Source organism: Saccharopolyspora montiporae (genome assembly GCF_015209505.1).
GTDB classification, from domain to species: domain Bacteria; phylum Actinomycetota; class Actinomycetes; order Mycobacteriales; family Pseudonocardiaceae; genus Saccharopolyspora; species Saccharopolyspora montiporae.
Map to the genome: position 1 here is coordinate 66523 of NZ_JADEYC010000012.1, position 25295 is coordinate 91817.

Genomic DNA, 25295 nt, shown 5'->3' on the forward strand with positions numbered 1-25295 from the left:
TCGCGGCCGTGGTGTGCCGCCCTAGCCGGACCAGTCCGCCCAGTCCCCGGGCCCGGCGTAGTCGGTGCCCATGTCGAAGGCGGCTACCGCCGTCGGCGCCGTCCACGCCGCGGAGATCACCCCCGCGCGCATGGCGCCGCTACCGGGCCCCGCCGGCTCCAGGCGCACCGACGGCGCGCCGAACCGGGTGATCACCACCTCGTCGCCCGACTCGACCCGGTCCATCAGCTCAGTGAGGCGTGCCGCGGCTTCGTCCGCGGTGAATTCGACGGCCATGCCACGACGTTACCCGCATCACACCGGCTCGGGCAGGATGCCGGCGGGGCCGATGGTGCGCAGCCCGCCCGGCACCCCGCCGTCCAGCAGCGCACGCAGCGCCCCGGTGTCCAGATGCTGCTCGACGAGATCCCCGAGCAGATCGAGCTGACCCGCGCGCACCGCGGCGAACGAGGTGTCCGCGGCGACCCGGAACCCGTCCCGGCCCGACCATCGGGCAGCCCGCTGCAGGAAATCCCGGCGGAAACCGTCGTTCTCGAACAATCCGTGCCAGTGCGTACCCAGCACCGGTCCGGCCACCCCGCCTTCCGTCCCACCGCCGTCCAACGCGACCAGCGGCGCCACCTCCTCCGCGCCGCGGACCAGGCCGTGGTGGATCTCGTACCCGCGCACCGGGTGCCCGAATGCGGTCCCCGCCGGATTGGTCAGCGTCTTGCGGGTGGCGAACTCGATCTCGCCGGGGAGCAGGCCCAACCCGTCCACCGCACCGGAGCGGCTCTCCACGTGATCGGTGATCCGGCGGGTGAGCATCTGGAATCCGCCGCAGATTCCGGCCACCGGCCAGCCGCTGCGCGCGTGCTGGACGACCGCGTCGGCCAGTCCGGTGCGGCGCAGCCAATCCAGGTCGGCGACGGTGGACTTCGATCCGGGCAGCACCACCAGATCCGCATCGGTCAGCCGCGACGGCTCGGTGACGAACCGGACCGCGACCCCGGGTTCGGCGGCGAGCGCCTCCACATCCGTGGCGTTGGAGATCCGCGGGAGCTTGGGCACGGCGACCCGCAACCACTGGTCGCCGTGCGGCGGTGCCGGTCTGCCCAGCACACCGTCCGCGGCGTAGGACAGCGAATCCTCGGCGTCCAGCCACAGCTCCTCGGCCCACGGCAGCACCCCGTGCACCGGTCGACCGGTCAGCGCGCGCAGCTGGTCCAGCCCGGGTTCGAGCAGTTCCGGCGCTCCGCGGAACTTGTTCACCAGGAAACCCGCCACCAGGGCCTGATCGGCGGCGTCGAGCAGCGCCAGGGTGCCGAACAGCTGCGCGAAGACCCCGCCGCGGTCGATGTCGCCGACCACCAGCACGGGAAGCCCCGCAGCGCGGGCCAATCCCATGTTGGCGATGTCGGTCTCGCGCAGGTTGATCTCAGCGGGCGATCCGGCGCCTTCGCAGATCACGTAGTCGTGCTCGGCGCGCAACCGCTCCAGGGAGGCGGCGACCACGTCGAGCAACGCGGCCTTGCGGCTGCGGTAGGACATCGCGGTCACGTCCCCGGCGACCTCGCCGAGCACCACGACCTGCGAACTCCGATCACTGCCTGGTTTGAGCAGCACCGGGTTGAACCGCACCGAGGGCTGCACACCGCACGCGGCGGCCTGCACGGCCTGCGCGCGCCCGATCTCCCCGCCGTCCGGGGTGACCACCGAGTTGTTGGACATGTTCTGCGCCTTGAACGGCGCCACGGACGCGCCGCTGCGAGCCAGCCAGCGGCAGATCCCGGCGGTCACGACGCTCTTGCCCGCGTCCGAGGTCGTCCCGGCAACAAGGAGTGCGTTCACGACGACGTTCCTACCCGACTCCCCAGCGTGCGCAGAACTCGCCCGCGGGTCACGGCGAGCTGCGGATCACGCGCGGGTGAGGATCTCGTTGCCGTCCGCGGTGATCAGGATCGTGTGCTCGAACTGCGCGGTCCAGCTCTTGTCCTTGGTGGTGACCGTCCAGTCGTCGTCCCACACGTCGTACTGGTGGGTGCCGAGGGTGATCATCGGCTCGATGGTGAAGGTCATGCCGGGTTCCAGGACCGTCTGCACCGAAGGCTCGTCGTAGTGCAAGATCACCAGCCCGCTGTGGAACGAGCGGCCGATCCCGTGTCCGGTGAAGTCGCGCACCACGCCGTAGTCGAACCGCTTGGCGTAGGACTCGATCACCCGGCCGATGACGTTGAGCTCGCGTCCCGGCTTGGCGGCCTTGATTCCGCGCATCATCGCCTCGTGCGTGCGCTCCACGAGCAGCCGGACTTCCTCGGCGACCTCGCCCGCCGGGAAGGTGGCGTTGGTGTCCCCGTGCACGCCGCCGACATACCCGGTGACGTCGACGTTGACGATGTCGCCATCCTCGATCACCGTCGAGTCCGGGATCCCGTGGCAGATGACCTCGTTCAGCGAGGTGCAGCAGGACTTCGGGAATCCGCGGTACCCGAGCGTGGACGGGTAGACGCCGTTGTCGCAGAAGAACTCGTGCACGACCGCGTCGATGTCGTCGGTCTTGGCCCCGGGCCGGACGGCATCGCCCGCTGCGGCCAGCGCCTGCGCCGCGAGTTTGCCCGCGACCCGCATCGCCTCGATGACCTCGGCCGACTGCACGTCCGGTTCGGTGCCGCGCGCCGGAGCCGGCTTGTCCACGTACTCCGGGCGTTCGATGCTCGCGGGGACGGGGCGGCGGGGTGTCTGGACACCTGGGGTCAGCGGGGCGCGTACCGGCATGACCACACTGTAGAACGTGCCGCACCGCCGCGGTCGGCCCGCATCCCGCCAGCGGGCCGGGCTATGGCCGATCGCACATCACGGTTCGGCCGCCAGCCGGGACCCGGGCGATGCGGTGCGCAATCCGGCATCGGCCGCCGCCGCCAGCAGCACCGGCTCGTAGGAGACGTAGGCGTGCAGCCCCTCGGCGCGACTGACCGCGGTGCCCAGGTGCAGTGCCTGCAGCGGATCCACCTGCAACCGAATCGCGGTGGCCGCGTCCAGCGCCGCGTCGTCGACCGGCAGCTGCTCGATCTTGGACAGCACGATCGACGCGAGATCCTCCGCGGCAGGACCTTCGGCGCGCAGCGCACGCAGCACCTCTGCGCGCGAGATCGCGCTGGTCGTGCGCGCATGCTGCCTGCGCGCGAGCACCCACTCGCTCAACGCCGAGCTCTCGGGTTCGGGCGCGATGAGCTTGACCAGGGCAGAGGCATCCAGGTAGATCAACAGCCCTCCCGTTCGAACCGCAGGCGCGATGGCGCGTGCAGCGAACAACTTAGCACTGCGTGCTCAGCGCGTAACTCCCCGAACACGTGACGCATTCGCGAAAATCCGGACCGCGCAGCGTCACGTTCCCTCCAAGAACCGCTGCGCGGCCTGCAGCGCCGGGGCGGATTCCTCGGAATCGGTGGTGAGCACGGCGAAGGCCACATCCTCCCGGTAACCGGCGAACCAGCCGTGCGCCCGCGTCCCGTCACCGAACTGGGCTGTGCCCGTCTTGCCCACGACCTCGCCCGACCCGGACAGCACGGATCCGGTCCCGGAGGTGACGACCTCCCGCATCATCGAGCGCAACTGGTCGAGGACCGGACCGGGCAACGGTTCCGGCGGCGGCTGCGTACCGGTGTGCTCGCCCCGGATCAGCGACGGGACGGGCATCCGCCCCTCGGCGACCGCGGCGGTGGCCAACGCCATGCCGAACGGGCTCGCCAACACCTCGCCTTGCCCGATGCCGTTCTCCGCCCGCTGGACCGTGGTGTCGGCCTCCGGTGCCTGACCGGTGATGGTGGTGGCTCCGGGCATCTCGAAGTCCGCGCCGATGCCAAGCTGCCCCGCCGCGCGGGTGAGGTCACCGGCGGGCATGTCCACCGCGAGCTGGGCGAACGAGGTGTTGCAGGACTCGGCGAAGGCCGTGTGCAGCGGAACGGTGCCCAGATCGAACTCATCGGCGTTGGGCAGCACGCGGCCGTCGAACTCCTTGCGCGGCGGGCACTCGACCGGGGTGCCCGCGTCGACTCGACCGGATTGCAGCGCCGCCGCGGCGGTGGCGATCTTGAACGTCGAACCCGGCGGGTACTGCCCGGTCAGCGCCACCGGCCCCTGGGCGTCGGCCGGATCGTTCTGCGCGACCGCCACAAGTCCACCGGTGGACGGGCGCACCGCCACCAGCATCGCGGGCGTCTCGACCGGGTCGAGCGCGTCCTCTGCGGCCTGCTGGGCCTGCTCGCTGAGCGTGACCTGGGTCGGCGGCACCGGGCGTTGCGCGACCTGGTGCAACTGCTCGACCTCGGCGCCGTCCCGTCCCGCCACGTACACGCGCCAACCGGCGTTGCGCTGCACCTGCTCGTCGACACGGCTCGCAACTCCGGACAGCACCTGGTCGCCGAAGCCGCGCTCCGGAGCGATCAACCGGGTGTTCCCGCCGAGCCGGACGCCGGGCAGGTCCTGGATGTCCTCCTGCACCTGCGCGTAGTCGTCCGGGCGCAGGGTGACCGCGGTATAGGGCTGCCCCGGTGGTGCCTGCCGCGCGCCTTCCAGGATGGACTCCCGGTTGATGGCGGGATCGACGCCGCTCAGCGCGTCGCCGAGCTGCCCGGCCACCGCGTCGAGATCGCCCGCTTCTGCCGGCTGCAGGCTGACGGTGACCAGTTCCGCGGGCTGCATCAGCTCGTTGCCGTCCCGGTCCAGCACCGGCGGTGGCTGCGGGGGCTGCTCGGCGAACACGGGCACCTGCCCCCGCCGCAGGTCCGGATGAACGACCGACGGCGACCAGTGCACCTCGGGCCCCTGCTCCCCCTCGACCAGGCGCAGCCCGCTGGGATAGCGCCATTCCTTGCCGGGCCCGAAGTTCCAAGTCCAGTCGAACCGGGCCACCGGTGCGCCCTGCTCGTCCTCGGTGACCTCCTGGATCTGCGCAGCCGCGGACTCCGGGTCGAGCCCGCGGTGCACGGCTTCCAGCGCGGACCGGGCGGCGGCCGGATCATCGGTGAGCCGTGCCGCTTCGGCGGCGTCCCCGGCTGCGACCGCGTTGAGGAAGGCTCCCGCCACCTCGTCCTCCGATGGCCCGCTGCTGCAGGCCGCAACCGGGAGCAGGAGCAGAGCCGCCGCACCGCCGAAGATCCGCACCAACCTCATGCGGCCGAGTATGCCCGGGTGGACCGACCGGGTCAGCACGTCCGGTGCCGACCGCGGGCAGGAAGCCCGATCAAGTGAAGATCAGAACAGCACGGTGCTGAACGATCCGACGTTGCGGAAGCCGATCTTGTCGTACGAGCGCCGGGCCCCGGTGTTGAAATCGTTGACGTACAGGCTCGCCGTCCGGCCCAGTCCGCGCACCAGGCGGTCGACCACCGCGGCGGTGCCGATCGTGCCCAGTCCCGCCGCGCGCCGATCCGGGTGCACCCACACGCCCTGGATCTGGCCGACCGTGCGGGACAGCGCGCCGATCTCGGCCTTGAACACGACCTCGCCGCCTTCGAACCGGGCGAAGGCCCGCCCACCGGCGATCAGGTCCGCGACGCGCGCCCGGTAGGCGGCCGCACCACCCCCGCTGTACGGGTCGACGCCGACCTCTTCGGTGAACATCGCCACCGCCGCGGGCAGGTAGCGCTCCAGTTCGTCCGGTCGAACGGGGCGCACCAGCGGATCCGGGGTCACCGCGGGCTGACCGGACAGCGCCAGCAGCGGCTGCTCGGCGCGCACCTCCCGCGCGGGCCCCCAGTCGGCGGCCACCTCGCCCCACAGGTTCAGCACCTGCTCGGCCGGGCCGACCAGCGACGAGCACATCCGCCTGCGGCGCAGCACCCGCTCGGCGAACGCGCGCATCGCATCCGGACCGCCGCGCAGCGGGACCAGGTTGGCGCCGGAGAAGCACAGCCCGGCGAGGTCCTCGCCGTAGCCCCACATCTCGCCACCCAGCCGCAGCGGGTGCAGGCCGGCTTCTTCGACGCGCGCGGCGACCATGCAGGCCGCGACGGGCGCGGCGTCGAGCGCGGAACGCACCAGCAGCGAGTCGCGTTCCTCCAGGAGCCGAGTGCCGGCGAGCTTGAGCACGCGCCAAGCGTGCCACGAACACCGCCCCGCGGTCGGCCCGGTACGCGATGGCACCGCACTCCCCCGCTCGGACTCACCCGTTCAGGCGAGTGCCGCGGGTTCGCTCAGCCGACGGACACGACCGGCGATTCCCCGTCGTCGGTCTCCATGCCCTCGGCGAGGCGCATGGCCTCCTCGATCAGCGTCTCCACGATCTGGTGCTCCGGAACGGTCTTGATGACCTCGCCCTTGACGAAGATCTGGCCCTTGCCGTTGCCGGACGCCACGCCGAGATCGGCGTCCCGGGCTTCGCCGGGCCCGTTGACCACGCAGCCCATGACCGCCACGCGCAGCGGGACCTCCATGCCCTCCAGCCCGGCGGTGACCTCGTCCGCGAGCTTGTACACGTCCACCTGGGCACGTCCGCAGGACGGGCAGGACACGATCTCCAGCTTGCGCGGGCGCAGGTTCAACGACTCCAGGATCTGCTGGCCGACCTTGACCTCCTCGGCCGGCGGGGCCGACAGCGAGACGCGGATGGTGTCGCCGATGCCCTGGCGCAGCAGCGCACCGAACGCCACCGAAGACTTGATCGTGCCCTGGAACGCCGGGCCGGCCTCGGTCACGCCCAGGTGCAGCGGGTAGTCGCACTGCTCGGCGAGGAGCTCGTAGGCGCGCACCATGACCACGGGGTCGTTGTGCTTGACCGAGATCTTGATGTCGTTGAAGTCGTGCTCCGCGAACAGGCTCGCCTCCCACAGCGCCGACTCGGCGAGCGCCTCCGGAGTGGCCTTGCCGTGCTTGGCCATCAGCCGCTTGTCCAGCGAACCGGCATTGACCCCGATCCGGATCGGGGTGCCGTGGTCCTTCGCCGCGTGGGCGATCTCCTTGACCTGGTCGTCGAACTTGCGGATGTTGCCCGGGTTGACCCGCACCCCGGCGCAGCCCGCCTCGATGGCGGCGAAGACGTACTTCGGCTGGAAGTGGATGTCGGCGATGACCGGGATCTTCGACTTCTGCGCGATGATCGGGAGCGCCTCGGCGTCGTCCGCGGTCGGGCAGGCGACCCGCACGATGTCGCAGCCGGAGGCGGTCAGCTCCGCGATCTGCTGCAGGGTGCCATTGATGTCGGTGGTGTTGGTGGTCGTCATGCTCTGCACGGAGATGGGCGACTCGCTGCCCACTCCGACCGGCCCGACCTGCAACTGCCGGGTCTTGCGCCGTTCCGCGAGCACCGGAGCCGGGTTCGCGGGCATGCCCAGATCGACGGTCATCGAGTCTTCTCCACCTTCGGTGTCTTCGGGGACGGCACCCACCGCCCGGGCACCACGATACCGGGCGGAAATCATCCGGCCGGACGCTACGGGGGCTGCAGTCGTCACGTTCCGTGGTGTTCACCGCGCGTTCTTCGGCCACGCGAGGGGTGGACTGGACCGTGCGCATGGCACATCGGGCGCCGCCCGTGGTCCCGCACCGGTCTCGCCTTCGGCACGGCCGAGCGCCGCCCGCCGTACCCGAAGGCCACCCGTGCCGTTCGGGTGAGATTCGCCCGACCCCGCCCCAGGCTGTGCCGAACCGCCGCTGACGAAGCGGTCCCTAGAAGAACGTCACCGGGTTCACGATGTCGGCCACGAGCACCAGCAACGAGTAGGCGATGAACAGCAGGCTGACGCAGTAGGCCAGCGGCATCAGCCGCGCAGTGTCGAACGGACCGGGATCGGGCCTGCGGAAGATCCCGGCGAACCGCTTGCGGAGCGACTCCCAGGACGCACCGGCGACGTGCCCGCCGTCCAGCGGCAGCAGCGGCAGCATGTTGAACACGAACAACGACAGGTTCACGCCGGCCAGCAGGTTGAACAGCATCATTACCCGGCCGTCGGCGCTGATCTGGTCGGTGGACAGCACCTCGCCGCCCAGCCGGCTGGCACCCACGATCCCGACCGGCGAGTCCTCGGCCCGTTCCTCACCGCCGATCGCGCTGACCAGGTCGGGCACCCGCTGCGGCAGCTCGATGACCTTCTGCGCGGTCAACGTCACGAACCCGCCGATGGTGTCGACGACCCCGGGGATGTCCTGCTTCACGATCGGCTGGGTCGGGCTGAGCCCGAGGAAACCGACCCGCTCGTAGTCGCTGGGCGAGTTCGGCTTGGGCCGCTCGGTCTGCATGAGCGTGGCTTCCAGCGGGACCTCCTGCCCCCCGCGCTCCACGACCACCGGCACGGTGCCGTGCGAGTCCCGGATGCCTTGCTGCAGGTCTTCCCACTCGTCGTAGCGCTGGCCGTTGAACTCCACGATCCGGTCGCCGGGCTGGAAACCCGCGGCGGCCGCGGGCGCGGCGGGCGCTCCCGGCGGGCATTCCGCGGTGTTCTGCGCGTCGCCGGGCAGCACGCACTCGTTGACCTCGCCGACGGTGGTGGTCGGCTGGGCGATGCCGTGCCCCATGAGGATCGCGGTGAAGATGCCCACGGCCAGGATGAGGTTCATCACCGGGCCCGCCAGCATGACGATGATCCGCTTCCACGGCTTGCGCTGGTAGAACTGCCGGTGCGCGTCCTCGGGCGGCACCTCCTCCGCGGCCGCTTCCCGGGCGTCCTCGATCATGACGCGCCACGGCGCAGAGGAGGCAGTGCGGCCGTACTCCTCGTCCTGCTTCGGCGGGAACATCCCGATCATCCGGATGTAGCCGCCGAACGGGATGGCCTTGATCCCGTACTCGGTATCGCCCTTCTTCGTCGACCACAGCGTCCGGCCGAAACCGACCATGTACTGGGTGACCTTGATCCCGAACATCTTGGCGGTGAGCATGTGGCCGAGCTCGTGCCAGGCGATCGAGAACAGCAGACCCAGGAAGAAGACGACGATGCCAATCACGACCAGCATCTACTGCACCTTCCTCGCGGTGATCAGCTCGTCGGCGCGCACGCGCGCCCATTCCTCGGCCGCGAACACGTCGTCCAAACCTGCCGGTGCCGCCTTCCACCGATCCGCATCGGCCAGCACACGTCCCACAGTGTGCACGATCTCGGTGAAACCCAGCCGCCCGTCGACGAACGCGGCCAGTGCTTGCTCGTTGGCGGCGTTGTAGACCGCGGGCAGGCAACCGCCGCCGCTGCCGGCGTGCCGGGCCAGCTCGACCGCGGGGAAGGCTTCGTCGTCGACCGGCTCGAAGGTCCACTCCTGGGCCGTGCTGAAATCCAGCGCCGGCGCGGCATCCGGCACCCGGCGGGGCCAGTCCAGCCCCAGGGCGATCGGGATGCGCATGTTCGGCGGACTCGCCTGCGCCAGAGTGGATCCGTCGAGGAACGTCACCATCGAATGCACGATGGACTGCGGGTGCACCACGACGTCGATCCGGTCGTAGTCCACGCCGAACAGCAGGTGCGCCTCGATCAGTTCCAGTCCCTTGTTGACCAACGTCGCCGAATTGATGGTGACCACGTCGCCCATCGACCAGGTCGGGTGCGCCAGGGCCTGCTGCACCGTGACGTCGACCAGGTCCGCCCGCTTGCGCCCGCGGAACGGTCCGCCCGAGGCGGTGAGCACCAGCCGGGACACCTCGGCACCGCGGCCGCCGCCCAGCGACTGCGCCAGAGCCGAGTGCTCGGAGTCGACCGGGACGATCTGGCCCCTGCTGGCGGCGTCGAGCACCAGCGGTCCGCCGGCGATCAGCGATTCCTTGTTCGCCAGTGCCAGCTGCGCTCCGGTCGCCAGCGCGTGCAGGGTCAGCGGCAGTCCGCGCGAGCCGTCCACTCCGTTGAGCACGACGTCGGCCGGGGTGCTGTCGATGAGCTCGGTCACCGCGCCCGGACCGGTCAGCAGCCGGGGCATCCGGAACTGCGCGCCCAGGCCGCTGCGGTCGGCCGCATCGCGCAGCGCCCGTTCGACCTCCTCCCGCGCGTCCGCCCCCACGGCCACCGCACCGACGTGGAAGCGCACGGCCTGCTCGGCCAGCGCACGCGGGTCGCGCCCGCCCGCGGCCAAACCGGCGACGCGGAACCGGTCCGGGTTGCGGTCGATGAGGTCCAGGGCCTGCGTTCCGATGGATCCGGTGGAACCCAGTACCAGCACGCTCCGGGGAGCGTCGGCCCGTTCCCGGTCTGCGGGTTGCTGCAGGGTCGCGGCGGGGGCTGCGGTGTCGGGGTACATCGCCGCCATTCTCCCCGAAGCAGGTGAGCCCCGGCCGCTCGCGGTGCACAAATCACGATTGCCGGTCATCGTCATCGGGCATTCCGCAGGAACCGGGCGTGGCGAACCCGGTGCGCGGAGTAGCCGCGGTCGGGTCCGCAGACCGGCGGGCCGGGGAGGAAGGACCGCGCACCGGGCGCCTGCGAACACGTGCTGCAGCACCTCGTGCGCCGTCCGCGCGCGGGCAGGCGCGAGCTCGCGCGCGGACGGCGTGTGCAAGGATGTGACCATGGGGCAGCGGCCTCGCACCGCAGCTCCGGATCGCGCATCGTCCGCCGGCCGGCGGCCGGTCTGGCACAGGAGGGGATCATGGCGAGCACCGAGCTGGAGAAGAAGCCCGGCCAAGCCGTCGACCCGGCCGAGGAACCGTCGGTCGAGTGGGGCTGGCACGGAGGCTTCCCGAAGGGCACGCAGATCGGTGGCTGGATCTCCGTGATCGCCATGGTGTTCATGCTCTTCGACAACCACCAGGGCATCGTCAGCGGCGGGGACGCCTTCAAGATCGAGGACTTCTACCTCATCGGCATCACGCTTGCCCTGGTCGCCGGGCTGTTCTACGACCTGCGCAAGAAGAAGCGCGCCCGCGGCTGAACCCGCGCACCCGACCGCCCTCGCTCGCGCGGGGGCGGTTTTTCCTGCTCCGCACCGGGTGCGGCCCGGCTCACTCCTCGGCGGCGAGTTGACCGCAAGCCGCGGCGATCTCCTGGCCGCGGGTATCGCGCACCGTGCACGGCACCCCCGCCGCGCGCACCCGCCGGACGAACTCCCGCTCCACCGGCTTGGGGCTGGCATCCCACTCCGAACCCGGCGTGGGGTTCAGCGGGATGAGGTTGACGTGCGCGAACTGCCCGAGGTGCCGGTGCAGCAGCTTGCCCAGCAAGTCGGCCCGCCAGGCGTGGTCGTTGACATCGCGAATCAGCGCGTACTCGATGGACACCCGGCGGCCGGTGTTGTCGGCATACCCGCGGGCGGCGTCGAGGACCTCGGCCACCTTCCACCGGTTGTTGACCGGGACCAGCGTGTCGCGCAACTCGTCGTCCGGAGTGTGCAGGGACACCGCCAACGTGACGTTGAGGTCCTCGGCGATCATCTTCCGGATCGCGGGCACCAGGCCGACCGTGGACACGGTGACCGAGCGCTGGGACAGGCCCAGACCGTCCGGGGCCGGGTCGCAGATCCGGTGCACCGCGTCGATCACGCGGCGGTAGTTGGCCAGCGGTTCGCCCATGCCCATGAACACGACGTTGGACAGCCGGCCCGGACCGCCGGGCACCTCGCCGTCGCGCATCATCGCCGCGGACGCGCGCACCTGGTCCACGATCTCGGCGGTGGACAGGTTGCGCTGCAGCCCGCCCTGGCCGGTCGCGCAGAACGGGCAAGCCATCCCGCAGCCCGCCTGGCTGGAGACGCACACCGTCGCGCGGTCCGGATAGCGCATCAGCACGCTTTCCAGCATCGTCCCGTCGTGTGCCCGCCACAGGGTCTTGCGGGTCGTGCCCTCGTCCGTGTCCACGTTGCGCACCGGGGACAGCAGCTGAGGCAGGAGCTGCTGCCCGAGCTGCTCCCTGCTGGCCGCGGGCAGATCGGTCATCGCGGCCGAGTCGGCGTTGAGCCGCCCGAAGTAGTGCTGGGCGAGCTGGCGCGCGCGGAACGCCTTCTCCCCCAGCTCGGTCACGGCCGCGCGCCGCTCGGCGGCGGACATGTCGGCCAGGTGGCGCGGCGGCATGCCCCGGCGCGGGGCGTCGAAGACGAGGGGGAGCGATGAGGTCGCAGGCATAACGCTGCCCAGTGTCCCACGTGCGAGCCCGATCACCGCACCTTGGTTGCCCACCGGCGGCGGGGTACGGTTTCGCCGTGACGAAATCGAGTGAATCGGCTCGACGAAACCTGTTCGTCGTCGTGCTGGTGCTGTGCGTGTCCGCCACCGGCTGCACCACGGCCACCGAGTCGCGGGACGACGAGCGCAAGCAGGTCGTCACCACGTTCACCGTCCTGGCCGATATGGCGCGCAACGTGGCCGGGGACCGCATCGACGTGCACTCCATCACCAAGCCCGGCGCCGAGGTGCACGGTTACGACCCCACGCCCAGCGACATGCTCGATGCCGCCAAGGCCGACCTCGTCCTGGACAACGGCCTGGGCCTGGAGAGCTGGTTCGGCCGGTTCGTCGAGCGCAGCGAAGCCCGACACGTCACGGTCAGCGAGGGCATCACCCCGATCCCGATCGCCGCGGGCGACCGGCAGGGCAGCACCGACCCCTCCAGCAGCACCGATCCCCCCGGCGGGGCCAACCCGCACGCGTGGATGTCCCCGCGCGAAGCCGCCGTCTACGTGGACAACATCCGGGACGCCTTCATCCGCCTGGATCCGGGAGGAGAACCCGTGTACCGCAGCAACGCCGAGCACTACCGGCAGCAGCTGGACCAGGTGGACCGGTACCTGCACCGCGAGCTCGACACGGTACCGGACCGGCACCGGGCCCTGGTGACCTGCGAAGGTGCCTTCTCCTACCTGGCCCGCGACGCCGGGCTCGACGAGGCGTACCTGTGGCCGGTCAACAGCGGCGAGGAGGGCACACCGCAGCAGATCACCGACACGACCAGGTTCGTGCGCGAGAGCGGTGTCCCCGCCGTGTTCTGCGAATCCACTGTCAGCGACAAGGCCCAGCGCCAGGTCGCCGCCGAGACCGGCGCGCGGCTGGGCCCCGAGCTCTACGTCGACTCGCTGTCCGGCCCGGAAGGGCCCGTGCCGACCTACCTGGACCTGCTGCGGCACGACGCGCGCAGCATCGTCGCGGCGCTGCGGGGTGAGCATCGGTGAGCGGGGACAACACCGCAGCGGCCCCGGCCGTCCAGGTAGCGGACCTGACCGTGCGCTACGGCAGCACGCGGGCCCTCGACCACGTCTCGCTGCAGGTCGGTACCACGCGCATCTGCGGACTGCTCGGCGTGAACGGGTCCGGGAAGTCCACGCTGTTCAAGACGCTCACCGGCCTGGTGCGCGCCGACTCGGGCAGCATCCGGCTGCTGGACCGCGAACCGCGGCGGGCCCGCAAGGACGGGCTGATCGCCTACGTGCCGCAGTCCGAGGCGGTCGACTGGACATTCCCGGTCACCGTCACCGAGGTGGTGATGATGGGCCGGTACGGGCACCTCGGACCGACCCGATCGCCGCGCCGGGCGGACCGGGACGCCGTCGCAGCGGCGCTGGAACGCGTCGGGCTGGCCGAGCAGGCCCACGCCTCGATCGGCGCGTTGTCCGGCGGACAGCGCAAGCGGGCGTTCGTGGCGCGCGGGATCGCGCAGCAGGCCCGGCTCGTGCTGCTGGACGAGCCGTTCGCCGGGGTGGACAAGAGATCGGAAGCGATGATCAGCGGGGTACTGCGCGAACTCCGCGACGAGGGGCGCACGGTGGTCATCTCCACGCACGACCTGGCCAGCGTGCCCGCGCTGTGCGACGAAGCGGTGCTGCTGCACCAGCGGGTCGTCGCGCACGGCCCGGTCGACGAGGTGCTCGCACCCGAGGTGCTGGCGCGCACCTTCGGTGCGGATTCGGATCCGGAGGCGGCATGACCGGGATCTGGGAGTCGGTGATCGAACCCCTGCAGTTCGGGTTCATGCAGCGGGCCCTGCTGATCAGCGTGGTCGCCGCGCTGGTGTGCGCGCTGCTGTCCTGCTGGGTGACGCTGATCGGCTGGTCGCTGCTCGGCGACGCCGTGTCGCACGCCGTGTTGCCCGGGGTGGTGTTGGCCTACGTGCTGTCCGTGCCGTTCTCGGTGGGCGCGTTCGTGTTCGGCGCGCTGGCCGTCGCACTGATCGCCGGGGTCCGCTCGACGACCCGGATCAAGGGCGATGCGGCGATCGGGGTCGTGTTCACCGGGTTGTTCGCATTGGGCATGGTGCTGATCTCCCGGATCCCCAGCCAGGTCGACCTCGACCACATCCTGTTCGGCAACGTGCTCGGCGTGACCGACGGCGACATCTTCCAGGTGCTGGTCATCGCCGTGCTGGTCCTGGTGCTGGCCCTGGTGAAACGACGCGACCTGACGCTCTACGCGTTCGATCCCACCCACGCGCACGCGATCGGGCTGAGCCCCCGCCGGATCGGTGCGCTGCTGCTGACGATGCTGGCGCTGACCGTGGTGGTGGCCCTGCAGGCGGTCGGCGTCATCCTGGTGACCGCGATGCTGATCACACCCGGCGCGACCGCGTTCCTGCTCACTCGGCGGTTCGGCCGGATGCTGTCGGTCGCGGCGGCGCTCTCGGTGCTGTCCGCCGTGGCGGGCACGTACCTCAGCTTCTACGCAGACGCGTCGACCGGTGGCATGATCGTGCTGTGCCAGACCGTCGTGTTCGCAATCGCCTACCTCGCGGCGCCGCGAGAAGGGCTCGTGGCGCGCCTCGCCCGCAGGCGCAGCCCCACCAGCGGGCGTGTCGAACACGAGGCCGCTCCGCCCGTATCGTGAAGGCATGACGAGCATGGCCGAGCGCCCCTCGCCGTCCGTCGAGGACTACCTCCGGGCGATCTACGGGCTGAGCGAGCGGGGCGTGCCCGTCACGAACGCGACGCTGACCCACCGGCTGGGGCTGAGCCCCTCCTCCGTGTCGGGCATGCTCAACAAGCTCGCGCAGCTCGGACTGGTCACGCACGTGCGCTACCGCAGCGTCGAGCTGACCACCGACGGCCGCAGGCTGGCCTACGAGGTGCTGCGCCGGCACCGGCTCATCGAGCTGTTCCTGGTCGAGGAGCTCGACTACACCTGGGACGAGGTACACCACGAGGCCGATGTGCTGGAGCACGCCGTCTCGGACGAACTCGTCGAGCACATCTCGGCCAAGCTGGGCCATCCGACGCACGATCCGCACGGCGACCCCATCCCCAGCTCGGACGGCGTGGTCGAGATGCCCACGACGCTGCTGCTGGACCAGGCCGATCCGGGGACCGTGGGCACGATCGCCCGCGTCTGGGACACCGATTCGGAGCTGCTGCGCTACCTCACCGACAACGGCATGGTGCTGGGCGCGCGGATCGAGATCGTGGAGCGCAAACCGTTCGGCGGCCCGCTCGTCGCGCACGTCGGCGAACCGCCGGAGGCCGAGACGCACTTCCTGGGCACCGAGATCGCCGCGGCGCTGTCGATCAGCGTGCACCGGTGACCCGCTCGGCCACCGCGTTCCCCGGGGCCTGCTCGGACTGCTCCTCCCCGTAGAGCTGCTCGGTCACCAGTCTGCTGCGCAGCTCGTCGGTCCGGTGCGCACCCAGCACGGCCAGCAGCAGGTCGAAGCGGCTGTCCGTGAGCGCGACCACGGCGTACCCGAACCCCGCGATACCGGCGAAGATCAGCACTCCCGCCGACCAGGTCGGCGCCCCTTCGGCGATGAGCACGACCGCGAGCGCGAGTACCAGAGCGGAGGCGAAGCCGAGGCTCCGGGCGATCGCCACGTGCACGACCATCGAGCGGAACACCGGGTACTGCTCGCGCAGCTGGCGCATGATCCTGGTGCGTTCATGCCGGTCCAGGTCCGCGAGCTGGTTCAACCCCGCGGTGACCGGCCCGGCCGCGCGGTCGGCCATACCCGCTCCCGTCGCTCCTCGGTGTGCACATCGGTTCCTCAGACATGCCGCACCGCACACTGAGTGACCAGGCCAGTCGACCACGTCCGCCAGCAGTGGATCAAGGCTGCATTCGGCGGCGCCGACCCTGCGATGAAGGCCGCAGTTCCGCTCGGTCCACCGGCTGCGCCACCGGGTCGGCGCGCCCAGACTGGGCGCATCCACTTCGTGCGGAAAGGCGGTCGATGATGGCGATTCCGGTGGGTGCCCCGGCTTGGATGGACCTGGCGGCCGACGACCTGCCCGGTCGGCGCGACTTCTACACCGCGTTGCTGGGCTGGCGCTGGACCGAACGTCCGGACTACAGCGTCGCCACCAAAGACGCGGTACCGGTGGCCGGGCTGCGCCCGCGCGAGCATCCCGAGCCCGAGGCATGGACGCTCTACCTGGAATGCGGCGGCGCCCGCGAATCGGTGCAGCGCATCCGGGATCTCGGCGGCAAGGTCCTCGTGGCACCGACGGACACGCCGGCCGACGAGACGTTCCTGGTTGCCGAAGACCCGTCCGGCGCGCCCGTCGGGCTCTGGCACGCTCCGCCGAACGGCGCCTTCGGTCGCGATCACGCGGGAATGCTGTGCTGGGCGGAGCTGCACACCCCGGACGGAGCGGCGGCCGATCCCTTCTACCGCGATCTGCTCGGGTACACCCAGGAACAGATCGGCGAACCGAGCGGGGTGTTCGATTACACCGTCTGGTATCTCGACGACCTGCCCGCGCTCGGGCGGTTCGAGACGACCGGGGCGCTCAGCGAGCAGAGTCCGGGCTGGCAGGTGTACATGCAGGTCAACCCGGATCAGGACGTGGACACCACCACCTCCCGCGCTGCCCAGCTGGGCGGATCGGTGCGCCGGGAACCGTCGGACTCGCCGCACGGCCGGACCGCCCTGCTCACCGATCCGGCCGGTACCGCGTTCTTCGTGATCGACACCTCGGCACGCACCGGCGAGTGACGGGGCTCAGCCGCCCACCAAGCCGGACGGCTTGTGCCGAACCCGCACCCGGTACCCGACCGGCAGCGCGCACCCGGGGGTGCGCCGCATCGCGCGCTCGGCCACCCGGGCGGAGAACTCGATGCGCAGCACGGCTGCCAGGCTCTCCCGGTCGTCGAAGCGCCACAGCGTGTCCACCGCGGTACTGCGGAAGCCGTGCAGCTCGAAGAACCGCTCGATCTCCGCCGGGTCCAGCTGCGGTGCGTCCGCGCGCATCCACCCGCCGTAGGGTTCGGCGGCCAGGTCCAGGTCCACGACCACCAGCGCACCGCCCGGCCGCAGCACCCGCTCGGCCTCGGCCAGTCCCGGCTCGCACCCGGGTCCGAAGAAGTAGGCGGTGCGCGCGTGCACGAGATCGACGCTGCCGTCGCCCAGCGGCAGCCGCTGGGCGGGGGCCGTGCGCACGTCCACTCCCGGAACCCCGGTGAGGCGCTCCCGGGCCCGCTCGGCCAGCGGCGCGTGCGGTTCGACGCCCACGACGGTGCGCGCGGTCGCCGCGAACAGCGGCAGGTGGAATCCGTCCCCGCATCCGACGTCGACCACGTCGGCACCGGACCAGCGGCACCGGGCGCCCAGCTCCTGCCAGATCGCCCCGGTGTTGTCCTGGGCCCGGTTCTCCAGCTCGTAGACGTCCGGCCAGTGCCAGATGTTCGGGCTGGGTGTGACCTCCGGGCGCGCCCGCTCGGTGCGGCTGCCGAACATCAGGCCGGGACCAGCCAGAACAGCATCATCCAGGCGACCACCGCCGACGGGAGCAGCGAGTCCATCCGGTCCATCAGCCCACCGTGCCCGGGCAGCATGGTGCCCATGTCCTTGATTCCCAGATCGCGCTTGATCAGCGACTCCATCAGGTCACCGATGGTCGCGCTGCACACGAGGGCGATGCCGAACAGCGCACCCTGCCACCACTGCCCGCCGAGCAGCAGCGTCACGGACAGCGCCCCGGACACCAGCCCGAACAGCATCGAGCCGGCGAAGCCCTCCCAGGACTTCTTCGGGCTGACCTTCGGCGCCATCGGGTGCTTGCCCAGCAGCACGCCGAAGATGTAGCCGCCGGTATCCGAGGCGACCACGCCGATCATGAAGCACAGCGCGCGGAACGCACCGTCGTCCGGCGGCACCAGCATCGCGGCGAACGCGGCGAACAGCCCCACGTAGGCGGCGGTGAACACCGAGGCCGTGACATCGCGCAGGTAACCCTCGGCGCCGTGCCGGAACCGCCACGCCAGACACACGAGCGTGGTGATCACGAACGCGATCAGCGCGCCCCGCAAGCCGAACGGCCAGGACAACCAGATCGTCGCCTGCCCGCCGACCAGGACCGGGACCAGCGATACCCGGATGCCGGCCCCGCGATTGAGCGCACCGGCGAGCTCGGCGGCAGCGACACCGGCAGCCGCGGCCACCACCCCGATGAACAGGAACCGGACCGTGATCAGCGAGACGATGATCGCGGCACCGAGCACCACTCCGACGGCGATCGCGGCGCGCAGATCACGTCCCGCCCTGGACGGCCGCGACGGCGGACCCGGGGCGTCAGTTGCCATTCCGGACTCACCTTCGCGTTGGCCGGCCGTCACCACTCCGAAACCCTGTCCTCATGAAGTCATCCCATTGTGCGGTGTGGGCGCATCTACATCCGCTCGCGGGGCAGCACCGGCCACCCCCGAGCTCCGATCCGCTCGGCATCAGCGCGCCCGGCCCCGGGGGCGGGGCCTCGATGCGCAGCTGCTCCACCCGCGGGCGCCCGGCCCGCGGGTCTGCCGCTCCGCGCCCGGATGGCGCTGGACGACCCCCACCGGCCGAGGATGCGCCGCACCACCTCGGCTCGCACGCGCTGCAGCGGCCGCGCGCCGAGGCGCGCAGGCCGCGGGTGCTCAGACCTCCAGCAGCTCGGCTTCCTTGTTCTTGACGAGGTCGTCGACCTGCGCGACGTAGCGGTGCGTGATGTTCTCCAGCTCCTTCTCGCCGCGGGTCCCCTCGTCCTCGCCGGCCTCGCCGTCCTTGACGACCCGGTCGATCTCCTCCTTGACCTTCCGGCGGATGCCGCGCAGCGTGATCTTGGCGTCCTCGCCCTTCTGCTTGGCGAGCTTGACCATCTCCTTGCGCCGCTCCTCGGTCATCTGCGGGATCACGACGCGGATCAGCTGGCCGTCGTTGGAGGGATTCACGCCGAGGTCGGAGTCGCGGATGGCGGTCTCCATCGCCTTGAGCTGGCTGGCGTCGTAGGGCTTGATCACGACCATCCGCGCCTCGGGCACGGAGATGCTGGCCAGTTGGTTCAACGGCGTCGGCGAACCGTAGTACTCGACGACGATGCCGGAGAACATCGCGGGGTTCGCGCGGCCGGTGCGCACCGTGGCCAGGTCGTCCTTGGCCACCTGCACCGCCTTTTGCATCTTCTCCTCGCCGTCGAGGAGAGCTTCGTCGATCACGGTTGCTCCTTAGGTCTGCCAACCGGTGGACATTGCAAGTGTCGCCTGCTGCGCTGCGCGGGCCGCACGGGCCCGGCACCTACCGCCAGGATCCCAGCCCGCCCGGACGTTCTCCTGGACCGGGGTGTTGCTGGGCCGGCGTGCTCACCGGGCCGGTGTGCTCACTGGGCTGGTGTGCTCACTGGGCTGGTGTGCTGACCAATGTCCCGATCTTCTCACCGCCGACGGCCCGCGCGATGTTGCCGTCTTCCAGCAAGTTGAACACGAGGATCGGCAGGTGGTTGTCCATGCACAAGCTGAACGCGGTCGTATCGGCCACCTTCAGCCCGCGCTCCAGCACCTCGCGGTGCGTGATGCCGTCGAACAACCGGGCTTCCGGATCGGTCTTGGGGTCGGCCGTGTAGACGCCGTCGACGCCCTTGGCCATGAGCACCACCTCGCACCCGATCTCCAGCGCGCGCTGCGCGGCGGTCGTGTCGGTAGAGAAGTACGGCATACCGGTGCCCGCACCGAAGATGACCACGCGGCCCTTCTCCATGTGCCGCATCGCCCGGCGCGGAATGTAGGGCTCAGCGACCTGGCCCATCTCGATGGCGGTCATCACCCGCGTGTCGACGCCGTGCTCGCGCTCCAGGAAGTCCTGCAGGGCCAGGCAGTTCATCACCGTGCCGAGCATGGCCATGTAGTCGCCGCGCGCACGTTCCATCCCGCGCTGCTGCAGTTCGGCGCCGCGGAAGAAGTTGCCGCCGCCGATCACGATGGCGACCTCGGCACCGTCCGCGACCACTTCGGCGATCTGCCTGGCCACAGTGCCGACCACGTCCGGATCGATCCCGACGCTCCCCCCGCCGAACATCTCACCGCCCAGCTTCAGCATCACTCTGCCGTAGCCGTGGTGCGAAGCGCCGTCATCGGTCACTGGATTCCTCCCGCGAGGTTCATCGATGCCTTCATCTGGCGGTGGTCCACCGCTGTCCGGTCGCCGCGGAGGCGAGCGCTTCCGAGAAAACGCCCCGCCTTGCGGACGAAGGCGGGGCGCGGGTGCCGGATGCCCGGCTGTCCGGTCCGACCGGGGCGAACCCGGCCGGACCGGTGGACGAGGTGCTCGTCCGCCACCCGGGACCCGGGCGGCGCAGGCGACGGTCAGGACTGGCCGACCTCGAAGCGGACGAAGTTGCGCACGGTCACGCCGGCCTCGTCGAGCAGGGCCTGGACGGTCTTCTTGTTGTCCTGCACGGACGGCTGGTCCAGCAGCACGTTCTCCTTGAAGTACCCGTTCAAGCGACCCTCGATGATCTTGGGCATGGCCTTCTCCGGCTTGCCCTCGGCCTTGGCCGTCTCCTCGGCGATGCGCCGCTCGTTGGCCACGACGTCCTCCGGGACGTCCTCGCGGGTCAGGTAGACGGGCTTGAGCGCCGCGACCTGCATGGCCACCCCGCGGGCGGTCTCGCTGTCCGAACCGGTGTACTCGACCAGCACACCGACCGCGGGCGGCAGGTCCCCGGAGCGGCGGTGCAGGTAGGTGGCCACCTCGCCGTCCAGGTTCGCGACCCGGCGCAGCTCCAGCTTCTCGCCGATCTTGGCCGAGAGGTCGTGGATGACGTCGCCCACCGTCTTGCCGTCCAGCGGCGCGGCGGCGGCGGACTCCAGGTCACCGGCACCGGCGGCCTTGAGCGCGCCGACGACCTTGTTGGCCAGTTCGACGAACTCGTCGTTCTTGGCCACGAAGTCGGTCTCGCTGTTGAGCTCGATCATGACCCCGCCGTCGGCGGCGATCAGGCCCTCGGCAGTGCTGCGCTCGGCGCGCTTGCCGACGTCCTTGGCGCCCTTGATGCGCAGGGCTTCCACGGCCTTGTCGAAGTCGCCGTCCGCTTCTTCGAGCGACTTCTTGCAGTCCATCATGCCGGCGCCGGTCATCTCGCGGAGACGCTTGACGTCGGCCGCACTGAAGTTAGCCATAGTGCGTTATCCGTTCTGTGTCGTACGCAGCGGGAAAACGATCATGCACGAACGCGGCGGGCACCGGTCGCGGCACTCCGGGCCGGTTCGCGGGCGCAGTTCCGCACCGGGCGCGGCACCTCCCAGTGTGCCGGGCACGCGGCCGGACCGCGCTGCGCACCCGCAACCGGGGCGGGTGCGCAGCGGCGGATCAGGACTGCGCGGGCTGCTCTCCGGAGCCCTCGGCACCCTGGCCGGACCCGGCGAGCAGCTCCTTCTCCCACTCGGCCAGCGGCTCGCTGCCCGTGGACTCCTTCTCCTCGCCCTCGGCAGCGCCGTTGCTGCGGCCGCTGCGGGCCATCAGGCCCTCGGCGACACCGTCGGCCAAGACGCGGGTGAGCAGCGCGGCCGAGCGGATGGCGTCGTCGTTGCCCGGGATCGGGTAGTCGACCTCGTCCGGGTCACAGTTCGTGTCCAGGATCGCCACGACCGGGATGCCCAGCTTGCGGGCCTCGCCGACGGCGATGTGCTCCTTCTTGGTGTCCACGATCCACACGGCACTAGGCACCCTGCTCATGTCGCGGATACCGCCGAGCGTCTTCTCCAGCTTGTCCTTCTCGCGGGTCAGCATCAAGATTTCCTTCTTGGTGCGGCCCTCGAAGCCACCGGTCTGCTCCATGCTCTCCAGCTCCTTGAGCCGCTGGAGACGCCGGTGCACGGTCTGGAAGTTGGTGAGCATGCCACCCAGCCAGCGCTGGTTGACGAACGGCATGCCGACCCGCTGGGCCTGCTCGGCGATGGCTTCCTGCGCCTGCTTCTTGGTGCCGACGAACAGGATCGTCCCGCCGTGCGCGACCGTCTGCTTGACGAAGTCGAAGGCGCCGTCGATGTAGGACAGCGTCTGCTGCAGGTCGATGATGTAGATGCCGTTGCGCTCGGTGAAGATGTAGCGCTTCATCTTCGGGTTCCACCGACGGGTCTGGTGCCCGAAGTGCACGCCGCTGTCGAGCAGCTGCTTCATGGTGACGACGGCCATGGCCTGATTCGCACCTCGTGTGTCGGGCGCGCCGAAGCGCGCGGTTCGGTTGACGCGGCGAGCCGGGTGGCCCACCGCCCTGGTGCCCGCCCGAGCGCTCCACCCCGCTCGAAACCGAGCGGGGACCGCGGAGCCCCCGGTACCGTCGCGCAGACCTGCGGGACGCCGTCCCGTCAGATGCTCGCGATGGGGTTGTGCGCAGGCACGCGAAGTCGGTTCGTGCGGACACGAAACCGCCAGGACAGTGTACTCGATCCCGCCGCGCTTCCGAGCTCTGGACCGAATCCGTCCACAGATGTCCGCTTCATCCACAGATCGGCGACTTCGGACTGCCGCCCGCAGCTATCGTCTCCCCAGGCTGGAGGGGTGCCCAACGCCGTTCCACCCCTCGTGCGCACCTGGTGCGCCCTCTGCCTGCTGCTGATCTGCTCCGCGACCGCGTTCGCGGTCGCGGCACCACCGCCGGCACCGCGGCCCGCCGCGGGACCTGCTCCGGCGGGCGGCCTCCGCTGGCCGCTGGATCCACCGCCGGAGGTGCTCCGCCCGTTCGAAGAGCCGGACGTCCCGTTCGGCCCGGGCCACCGCGGCGTCGACCTGCTGGCCGGACCGGGCCAGCCCGTGCTGGCGGCCGGACCGGGTCGCGTGGTGCACGCGGGGGTCGTGGCCGGTCGCGGGGTCGTGTCGGTCCAGCACCACGACGACCTGCGCACGACCTACGAACCGGTGCATCCGGGGATTGCCGCCGGTGCGGAGGTGGACGCCGGGCAGCAGATCGCCGAGGTGGCACCCGATCACGCCGGCTGCAGCGCACCACCCGGTGCGGCCTGCCTGCACTGGGGCGCCCGACAGGGCGCCCGCTACGAGGACCCGCTGCGGTTGGTCACCTCGGGACGCGTGCGACTGCTGCCGTGGACGGACGCGCCCGGGACGGGTGGTCCGGCGTGAAGCGCGCGGCCACCCGTCTTCGAACTCCCCAGCGTCGAACACTCCGCCAGCGAACACCCCGCCGCCGAACCGGCCGGAGCAGCCGCGCCCGCTGCGCATCCGGAACCCGCTGGTCCGGTTCAGGTCTGCTCGGTGAGCTTGCTGCGCAGACGCAGCACGGCTCGGGTGTGCAGTTGGCACACTCGGGACTCGGTGACGCCCAGCACTCGCCCGATCTCGGCGAGCGTCAGGTTTTCGAAATAGTAGAGGGTCACCACGACCCGGTCGCGCTCGCTGAGCCGTTCCACCGCTTCGGCCAACTGCCTGCGGCTGTCCCGGTCGACCAGGGCCGTCACCGGATCTTCCGCGCTGTCGTCGGCGAGCGTCTCAGCCAGCGACGCCTGCGACGAACCGGCCCCGATCAGGTCGTCGAGCGCGACCACGCTGGTCATCTGCAGCTGCGCGAACAGTTCGCGCAGGTCTTCGACGGACAGCTCCAATTCGTCGGCGAGCTCCACGTCGGTGGCGGTGCGCTGCAGCTTCGCCTCCAGGCGCTCCAACGCCCGTTCGACGTCGCGGGCGCGGCTGCGGACCGAGCGCGGGACCCAGTCCTGGGCACGCAGGTCATCCAGGATCGCGCCACGGATCCGCTGCATCGCGTACGTCTCGAACTTCAGCCCGCGCTCGGGCTCGAACTTCTCGATCGCGTCGACCAGGCCGAAGATGCCCGACTGGATCAGGTCGGAGACCTCCACGTGCGAGGGCAGGCCGGTCCCGACCCGCCCGGCTACGTACTTCACCAACGGTGCGTAGTGCAGTACCAACCGGTCGCGCAATTCCTGGTCCCGGCGTTCACCGAACGCCTGCCACAGCGCCACGATGCCCGCTTCGACTTCGTCCGCCCGGCGCTGATCGCCGTTGGCGTGCCCGCCGAACGCCGCGTCCGCCGCACCGGGCGGGAGTGTTCCGCTCGGGTGAGCACCGCCATCGTCGGTGACCCCGTTCGTCGAGCCGCTGGACGCGTTCACCCGCAGCGCGGCGGACTGCGCGTTCTTCCCCGCCGCCACCTCATCGGAGTCGCTCCTGACCTGGTCAGGAGCGCGGGTGGGTTCGGTCATGAATCGCCTTCAGCCGTTCGACGGTCACATGGGTGTAAAGCTGGGTCGCTGCGAGCGTAGCGTGACCGAGCAACTCCTGAACGCTACGGAGGTCGGCACCGCCTTCCAGCAAATGGGTCGCCGCCGAATGGCGGAACCCATGCGGTCCGATGTCCGGGGCCCCGGGGACGGAGCCCACTGCGTCGTGCGCGAGTCGCCGCACCGCGCGCTGGTCCAAACGCCGCCCGCGCACGCCGAGGAAGAGCGCCGCCCCCGAGGAGTCGCCGCACAGCAGCGGCCTTCCGCCAGCCAGCCACTTCTGCAGCGCCTCGTCGGCCGGTGCGCCGAAGGGGACGGTGCGCTCCCGATCCCCTTTGCCGACCACCTGCACCACGCGGTGCTCCCGGTCGACGTCGTCCACGTCCAGTCCGCACAACTCGCCCACTCGGACGCCGGTGGCGTAGAGCAGTTCGAGCACCGCGTGGTCACGCAGAGCAACCGGGTCCTCCTGCTGAGCCCCCGCCGCCGCGGCATGCAGGGCGTCATCGGCCTGATCGGTGCGCAGCACCGGGGGGAGATCGCGCTGTGTGGCCGGGGACGCCAGCCGCAGCCCCGGATCGACCGCGAGCAGACCGGAACGCACCGCCCATGCGGTGAACACCCGCGCGGACGCGGTTCGACGGGCGAGCGTCGAACGGCTCGCCCCGCCGTCGAGCTGGCTCGACAGCCACTGACGCAACGCGGTGACGTCCAGCCCGGCCAGCACCGGATCCCCCGGGCCCGGCAGGCCGCTCAGCAGCGACACCACATCACCGACGTATCCCCGCACGGTGTGGTTGGACAGTCCTCGCTCCAAGGCCAGATGCCGTTCAAAACCGTCGACCGCGGCAGCGAAGGGCTCGGGCAGGTGCGACCGAGCTGCCCGCAGGTCCGGTCGTGGTCGACCGGCGGAGTGCGAACGGGCCATGCCGTCGACGCTCGTCCTTGGACCGCCACTGGTCAAGCATCGCCACGCCTACCGGTGATCATT

At 70.8% G+C, this 25295-nt stretch carries 26 protein-coding genes; 7 read left to right on the forward strand and 19 right to left on the reverse strand.

Features of this window, described 5'->3' with window-relative positions; all coding sequences use genetic code 11:
• Positions 1-21: 21 nt before the first annotated feature.
• From IQ251_RS07775 to dxr, 9 genes are all read right to left on the reverse strand, one after another.
• Positions 22-276 (reverse strand): type II toxin-antitoxin system Phd/YefM family antitoxin, encoded by a 255-nt coding sequence (locus tag IQ251_RS07775; RefSeq protein WP_193927790.1) that lies wholly within the window; start codon positions 274-276, stop codon positions 22-24.
• An 18-nt stretch (positions 277-294) separates the two neighbouring features.
• Entirely contained in the window at positions 295-1830 is a 1536-nt protein-coding gene (locus IQ251_RS07780; protein WP_193927791.1) for a cobyric acid synthase, read from the reverse strand.
• Positions 1831-1896: 66 nt separating this feature from the next.
• Positions 1897-2754 (reverse strand): type I methionyl aminopeptidase, encoded by an 858-nt coding sequence (gene map, locus IQ251_RS07785; RefSeq protein ID WP_193927792.1) that lies wholly within the window; start codon positions 2752-2754, stop codon positions 1897-1899.
• A 78-nt stretch (positions 2755-2832) separates the two neighbouring features.
• Positions 2833-3243, reverse strand: coding sequence for a PIN domain-containing protein (locus IQ251_RS07790; RefSeq protein ID WP_193927793.1), 411 nt, complete (start codon positions 3241-3243; stop codon positions 2833-2835).
• A gap of 120 nt (positions 3244-3363) precedes the next feature.
• The gene (locus IQ251_RS07795; RefSeq protein ID WP_193927794.1) at positions 3364-5151 is read right to left on the reverse strand and encodes a penicillin-binding transpeptidase domain-containing protein; all 1788 of its coding nucleotides are present in this window, start codon (positions 5149-5151) and stop codon (positions 3364-3366) included.
• 81 nt (positions 5152-5232) lie between these two features.
• A complete protein-coding gene (locus tag IQ251_RS07800) occupies positions 5233-6069 on the reverse strand; it encodes a GNAT family N-acetyltransferase (protein WP_193927795.1) in 837 nt (278 codons plus the stop codon).
• A gap of 104 nt (positions 6070-6173) precedes the next feature.
• Complete coding sequence (ispG, locus tag IQ251_RS07805) at positions 6174-7322, reverse strand: flavodoxin-dependent (E)-4-hydroxy-3-methylbut-2-enyl-diphosphate synthase (RefSeq protein WP_193927796.1); 1149 nt, start codon at positions 7320-7322, stop codon at positions 6174-6176.
• Between the two features lie 322 nt (positions 7323-7644).
• Positions 7645-8928: a M50 family metallopeptidase gene (locus IQ251_RS07810; RefSeq protein WP_193927797.1), complete on the reverse strand. Its 1284-nt coding sequence runs from the start codon at positions 8926-8928 to the stop codon at positions 7645-7647.
• Positions 8929-10203, reverse strand: coding sequence for a 1-deoxy-D-xylulose-5-phosphate reductoisomerase (gene dxr / locus IQ251_RS07815; protein WP_193927798.1), 1275 nt, complete (start codon positions 10201-10203; stop codon positions 8929-8931).
• Between the two features lie 339 nt (positions 10204-10542).
• Here dxr and IQ251_RS07820 point away from each other — a divergent pair, with 339 nt between their 5' ends.
• Entirely contained in the window at positions 10543-10824 is a 282-nt protein-coding gene (locus tag IQ251_RS07820) for a DUF2631 domain-containing protein (protein WP_193927799.1), read from the forward strand.
• A gap of 70 nt (positions 10825-10894) precedes the next feature.
• On the opposite strand, the gene rlmN is transcribed toward IQ251_RS07820, so the two are convergent.
• Positions 10895-12010 (reverse strand): dual-specificity RNA methyltransferase RlmN, encoded by a 1116-nt coding sequence (gene rlmN / locus IQ251_RS07825; protein WP_193927800.1) that lies wholly within the window; start codon positions 12008-12010, stop codon positions 10895-10897.
• A 77-nt stretch (positions 12011-12087) separates the two neighbouring features.
• Here rlmN and IQ251_RS07830 point away from each other — a divergent pair, with 77 nt between their 5' ends.
• From IQ251_RS07830 to IQ251_RS07845, 4 genes are read left to right on the forward strand one after another with little or no spacing between them, the layout of a single operon-like run.
• Positions 12088-13053, forward strand: coding sequence for a metal ABC transporter substrate-binding protein (locus IQ251_RS07830; protein ID WP_193927801.1), 966 nt, complete (start codon positions 12088-12090; stop codon positions 13051-13053).
• Positions 13050-13805 carry a metal ABC transporter ATP-binding protein gene (locus IQ251_RS07835; RefSeq protein WP_193927802.1) on the forward strand — a complete coding sequence of 252 codons (756 nt, stop codon included), beginning with the start codon at positions 13050-13052 and terminating at the stop codon, positions 13803-13805. The genes IQ251_RS07830 and IQ251_RS07835 overlap by 4 nt, the downstream gene beginning before the upstream one ends.
• A complete protein-coding gene (locus IQ251_RS07840; RefSeq protein WP_193927803.1) occupies positions 13802-14698 on the forward strand; it encodes a metal ABC transporter permease in 897 nt (298 codons plus the stop codon). Before IQ251_RS07835 ends, IQ251_RS07840 begins: the two co-directional genes overlap by 4 nt.
• 13 nt (positions 14699-14711) lie before the next feature.
• A complete protein-coding gene (locus tag IQ251_RS07845) occupies positions 14712-15389 on the forward strand; it encodes a metal-dependent transcriptional regulator (RefSeq protein ID WP_370591271.1) in 678 nt (225 codons plus the stop codon).
• Here the strand turns inward: IQ251_RS07845 and IQ251_RS07850 are convergent.
• Positions 15373-15807: a hypothetical protein gene (locus IQ251_RS07850; RefSeq protein ID WP_193927805.1), complete on the reverse strand. Its 435-nt coding sequence runs from the start codon at positions 15805-15807 to the stop codon at positions 15373-15375. The genes IQ251_RS07845 and IQ251_RS07850 overlap by 17 nt on opposite strands.
• Before the next feature lie 224 nt (positions 15808-16031).
• On the opposite strand from IQ251_RS07850, the gene IQ251_RS07855 reads away from it, so the two are divergent.
• Positions 16032-16796, forward strand: a complete 765-nt coding sequence (locus tag IQ251_RS07855; protein WP_228046348.1) for a VOC family protein — start codon at positions 16032-16034, stop codon at positions 16794-16796.
• A gap of 6 nt (positions 16797-16802) precedes the next feature.
• Here IQ251_RS07855 and IQ251_RS07860 read toward each other — a convergent pair whose 3' ends face one another.
• From IQ251_RS07860 to rpsB, 6 genes are all read right to left on the reverse strand, one after another.
• Positions 16803-17537, reverse strand: coding sequence for a class I SAM-dependent methyltransferase (locus IQ251_RS07860; RefSeq protein ID WP_193927806.1), 735 nt, complete (start codon positions 17535-17537; stop codon positions 16803-16805).
• Positions 17537-18382: a phosphatidate cytidylyltransferase gene (locus IQ251_RS07865; RefSeq protein WP_193927807.1), complete on the reverse strand. Its 846-nt coding sequence runs from the start codon at positions 18380-18382 to the stop codon at positions 17537-17539. The genes IQ251_RS07860 and IQ251_RS07865 overlap by 1 nt, the downstream gene beginning before the upstream one ends.
• A gap of 330 nt (positions 18383-18712) precedes the next feature.
• A complete protein-coding gene (frr, locus tag IQ251_RS07870) occupies positions 18713-19270 on the reverse strand; it encodes a ribosome recycling factor (protein WP_193927808.1) in 558 nt (185 codons plus the stop codon).
• A 178-nt stretch (positions 19271-19448) separates the two neighbouring features.
• Entirely contained in the window at positions 19449-20189 is a 741-nt protein-coding gene (pyrH, locus tag IQ251_RS07875) for a UMP kinase (protein WP_193927809.1), read from the reverse strand.
• A gap of 224 nt (positions 20190-20413) precedes the next feature.
• Complete coding sequence (tsf, locus tag IQ251_RS07880) at positions 20414-21229, reverse strand: translation elongation factor Ts (RefSeq protein ID WP_193927810.1); 816 nt, start codon at positions 21227-21229, stop codon at positions 20414-20416.
• A gap of 190 nt (positions 21230-21419) precedes the next feature.
• On the reverse strand, positions 21420-22244 hold the full coding sequence (rpsB, locus tag IQ251_RS07885; RefSeq protein ID WP_193927811.1) for a 30S ribosomal protein S2: 825 nt from the start codon (positions 22242-22244) through the stop codon (positions 21420-21422).
• Positions 22245-22610: 366 nt separating this feature from the next.
• On the opposite strand from rpsB, the gene IQ251_RS19685 reads away from it, so the two are divergent.
• Positions 22611-23189 (forward strand): murein hydrolase activator EnvC family protein, encoded by a 579-nt coding sequence (locus tag IQ251_RS19685; protein WP_370591261.1) that lies wholly within the window; start codon positions 22611-22613, stop codon positions 23187-23189.
• 119 nt (positions 23190-23308) lie between these two features.
• On the opposite strand, the gene whiG is transcribed toward IQ251_RS19685, so the two are convergent.
• A complete protein-coding gene (whiG, locus tag IQ251_RS07895; RefSeq protein ID WP_228046349.1) occupies positions 23309-24286 on the reverse strand; it encodes an RNA polymerase sigma factor WhiG in 978 nt (325 codons plus the stop codon).
• Positions 24261-25232, reverse strand: coding sequence for a tyrosine recombinase XerC (locus tag IQ251_RS07900; protein WP_193927813.1), 972 nt, complete (start codon positions 25230-25232; stop codon positions 24261-24263). The genes whiG and IQ251_RS07900 overlap by 26 nt, the downstream gene beginning before the upstream one ends.
• Between the last annotated feature and the right edge of the window lie 63 nt (positions 25233-25295).

What these genes read in the sequence shown, in the direction of transcription:
- IQ251_RS07775 (WP_193927790.1), bottom strand. Translation starts at nt 276, where the DNA reads ATGGCCGTCGAATTCACCGCGGACGAAGCCGCGGCACGCCTCACTGAG.
- map (WP_193927792.1), bottom strand. Translation starts at nt 2,754, where the DNA reads ATGCCGGTACGCGCCCCGCTGACCCCAGGTGTCCAGACACCCCGCCGC.
- IQ251_RS07795 (WP_193927794.1), bottom strand. Translation starts at nt 5,151, where the DNA reads ATGAGGTTGGTGCGGATCTTCGGCGGTGCGGCGGCTCTGCTCCTGCTC.
- ispG (WP_193927796.1), bottom strand. Translation starts at nt 7,322, where the DNA reads ATGACCGTCGATCTGGGCATGCCCGCGAACCCGGCTCCGGTGCTCGCG.
- IQ251_RS07810 (WP_193927797.1), bottom strand. Translation starts at nt 8,928, where the DNA reads ATGCTGGTCGTGATTGGCATCGTCGTCTTCTTCCTGGGTCTGCTGTTC.
- dxr (WP_193927798.1), bottom strand. Translation starts at nt 10,203, where the DNA reads ATGGCGGCGATGTACCCCGACACCGCAGCCCCCGCCGCGACCCTGCAG.
- IQ251_RS07820 (WP_193927799.1), top strand. Translation starts at nt 10,543, where the DNA reads ATGGCGAGCACCGAGCTGGAGAAGAAGCCCGGCCAAGCCGTCGACCCG.
- rlmN (WP_193927800.1), bottom strand. Translation starts at nt 12,010, where the DNA reads ATGCCTGCGACCTCATCGCTCCCCCTCGTCTTCGACGCCCCGCGCCGG.
- IQ251_RS07840 (WP_193927803.1), top strand. Translation starts at nt 13,802, where the DNA reads ATGACCGGGATCTGGGAGTCGGTGATCGAACCCCTGCAGTTCGGGTTC.
- IQ251_RS07845 (WP_370591271.1), top strand. Translation starts at nt 14,712, where the DNA reads ATGGCCGAGCGCCCCTCGCCGTCCGTCGAGGACTACCTCCGGGCGATC.
- IQ251_RS07850 (WP_193927805.1), bottom strand. Translation starts at nt 15,807, where the DNA reads ATGGCCGACCGCGCGGCCGGGCCGGTCACCGCGGGGTTGAACCAGCTC.
- IQ251_RS07855 (WP_228046348.1), top strand. Translation starts at nt 16,032, where the DNA reads ATGATGGCGATTCCGGTGGGTGCCCCGGCTTGGATGGACCTGGCGGCC.
- IQ251_RS07860 (WP_193927806.1), bottom strand. Translation starts at nt 17,537, where the DNA reads ATGTTCGGCAGCCGCACCGAGCGGGCGCGCCCGGAGGTCACACCCAGC.
- IQ251_RS07865 (WP_193927807.1), bottom strand. Translation starts at nt 18,382, where the DNA reads ATGGCAACTGACGCCCCGGGTCCGCCGTCGCGGCCGTCCAGGGCGGGA.
- tsf (WP_193927810.1), bottom strand. Translation starts at nt 21,229, where the DNA reads ATGGCTAACTTCAGTGCGGCCGACGTCAAGCGTCTCCGCGAGATGACC.
- rpsB (WP_193927811.1), bottom strand. Translation starts at nt 22,244, where the DNA reads ATGGCCGTCGTCACCATGAAGCAGCTGCTCGACAGCGGCGTGCACTTC.
- whiG (WP_228046349.1), bottom strand. Translation starts at nt 24,286, where the DNA reads ATGACCGAACCCACCCGCGCTCCTGACCAGGTCAGGAGCGACTCCGAT.
- IQ251_RS07900 (WP_193927813.1), bottom strand. Translation starts at nt 25,232, where the DNA reads ATGGCCCGTTCGCACTCCGCCGGTCGACCACGACCGGACCTGCGGGCA.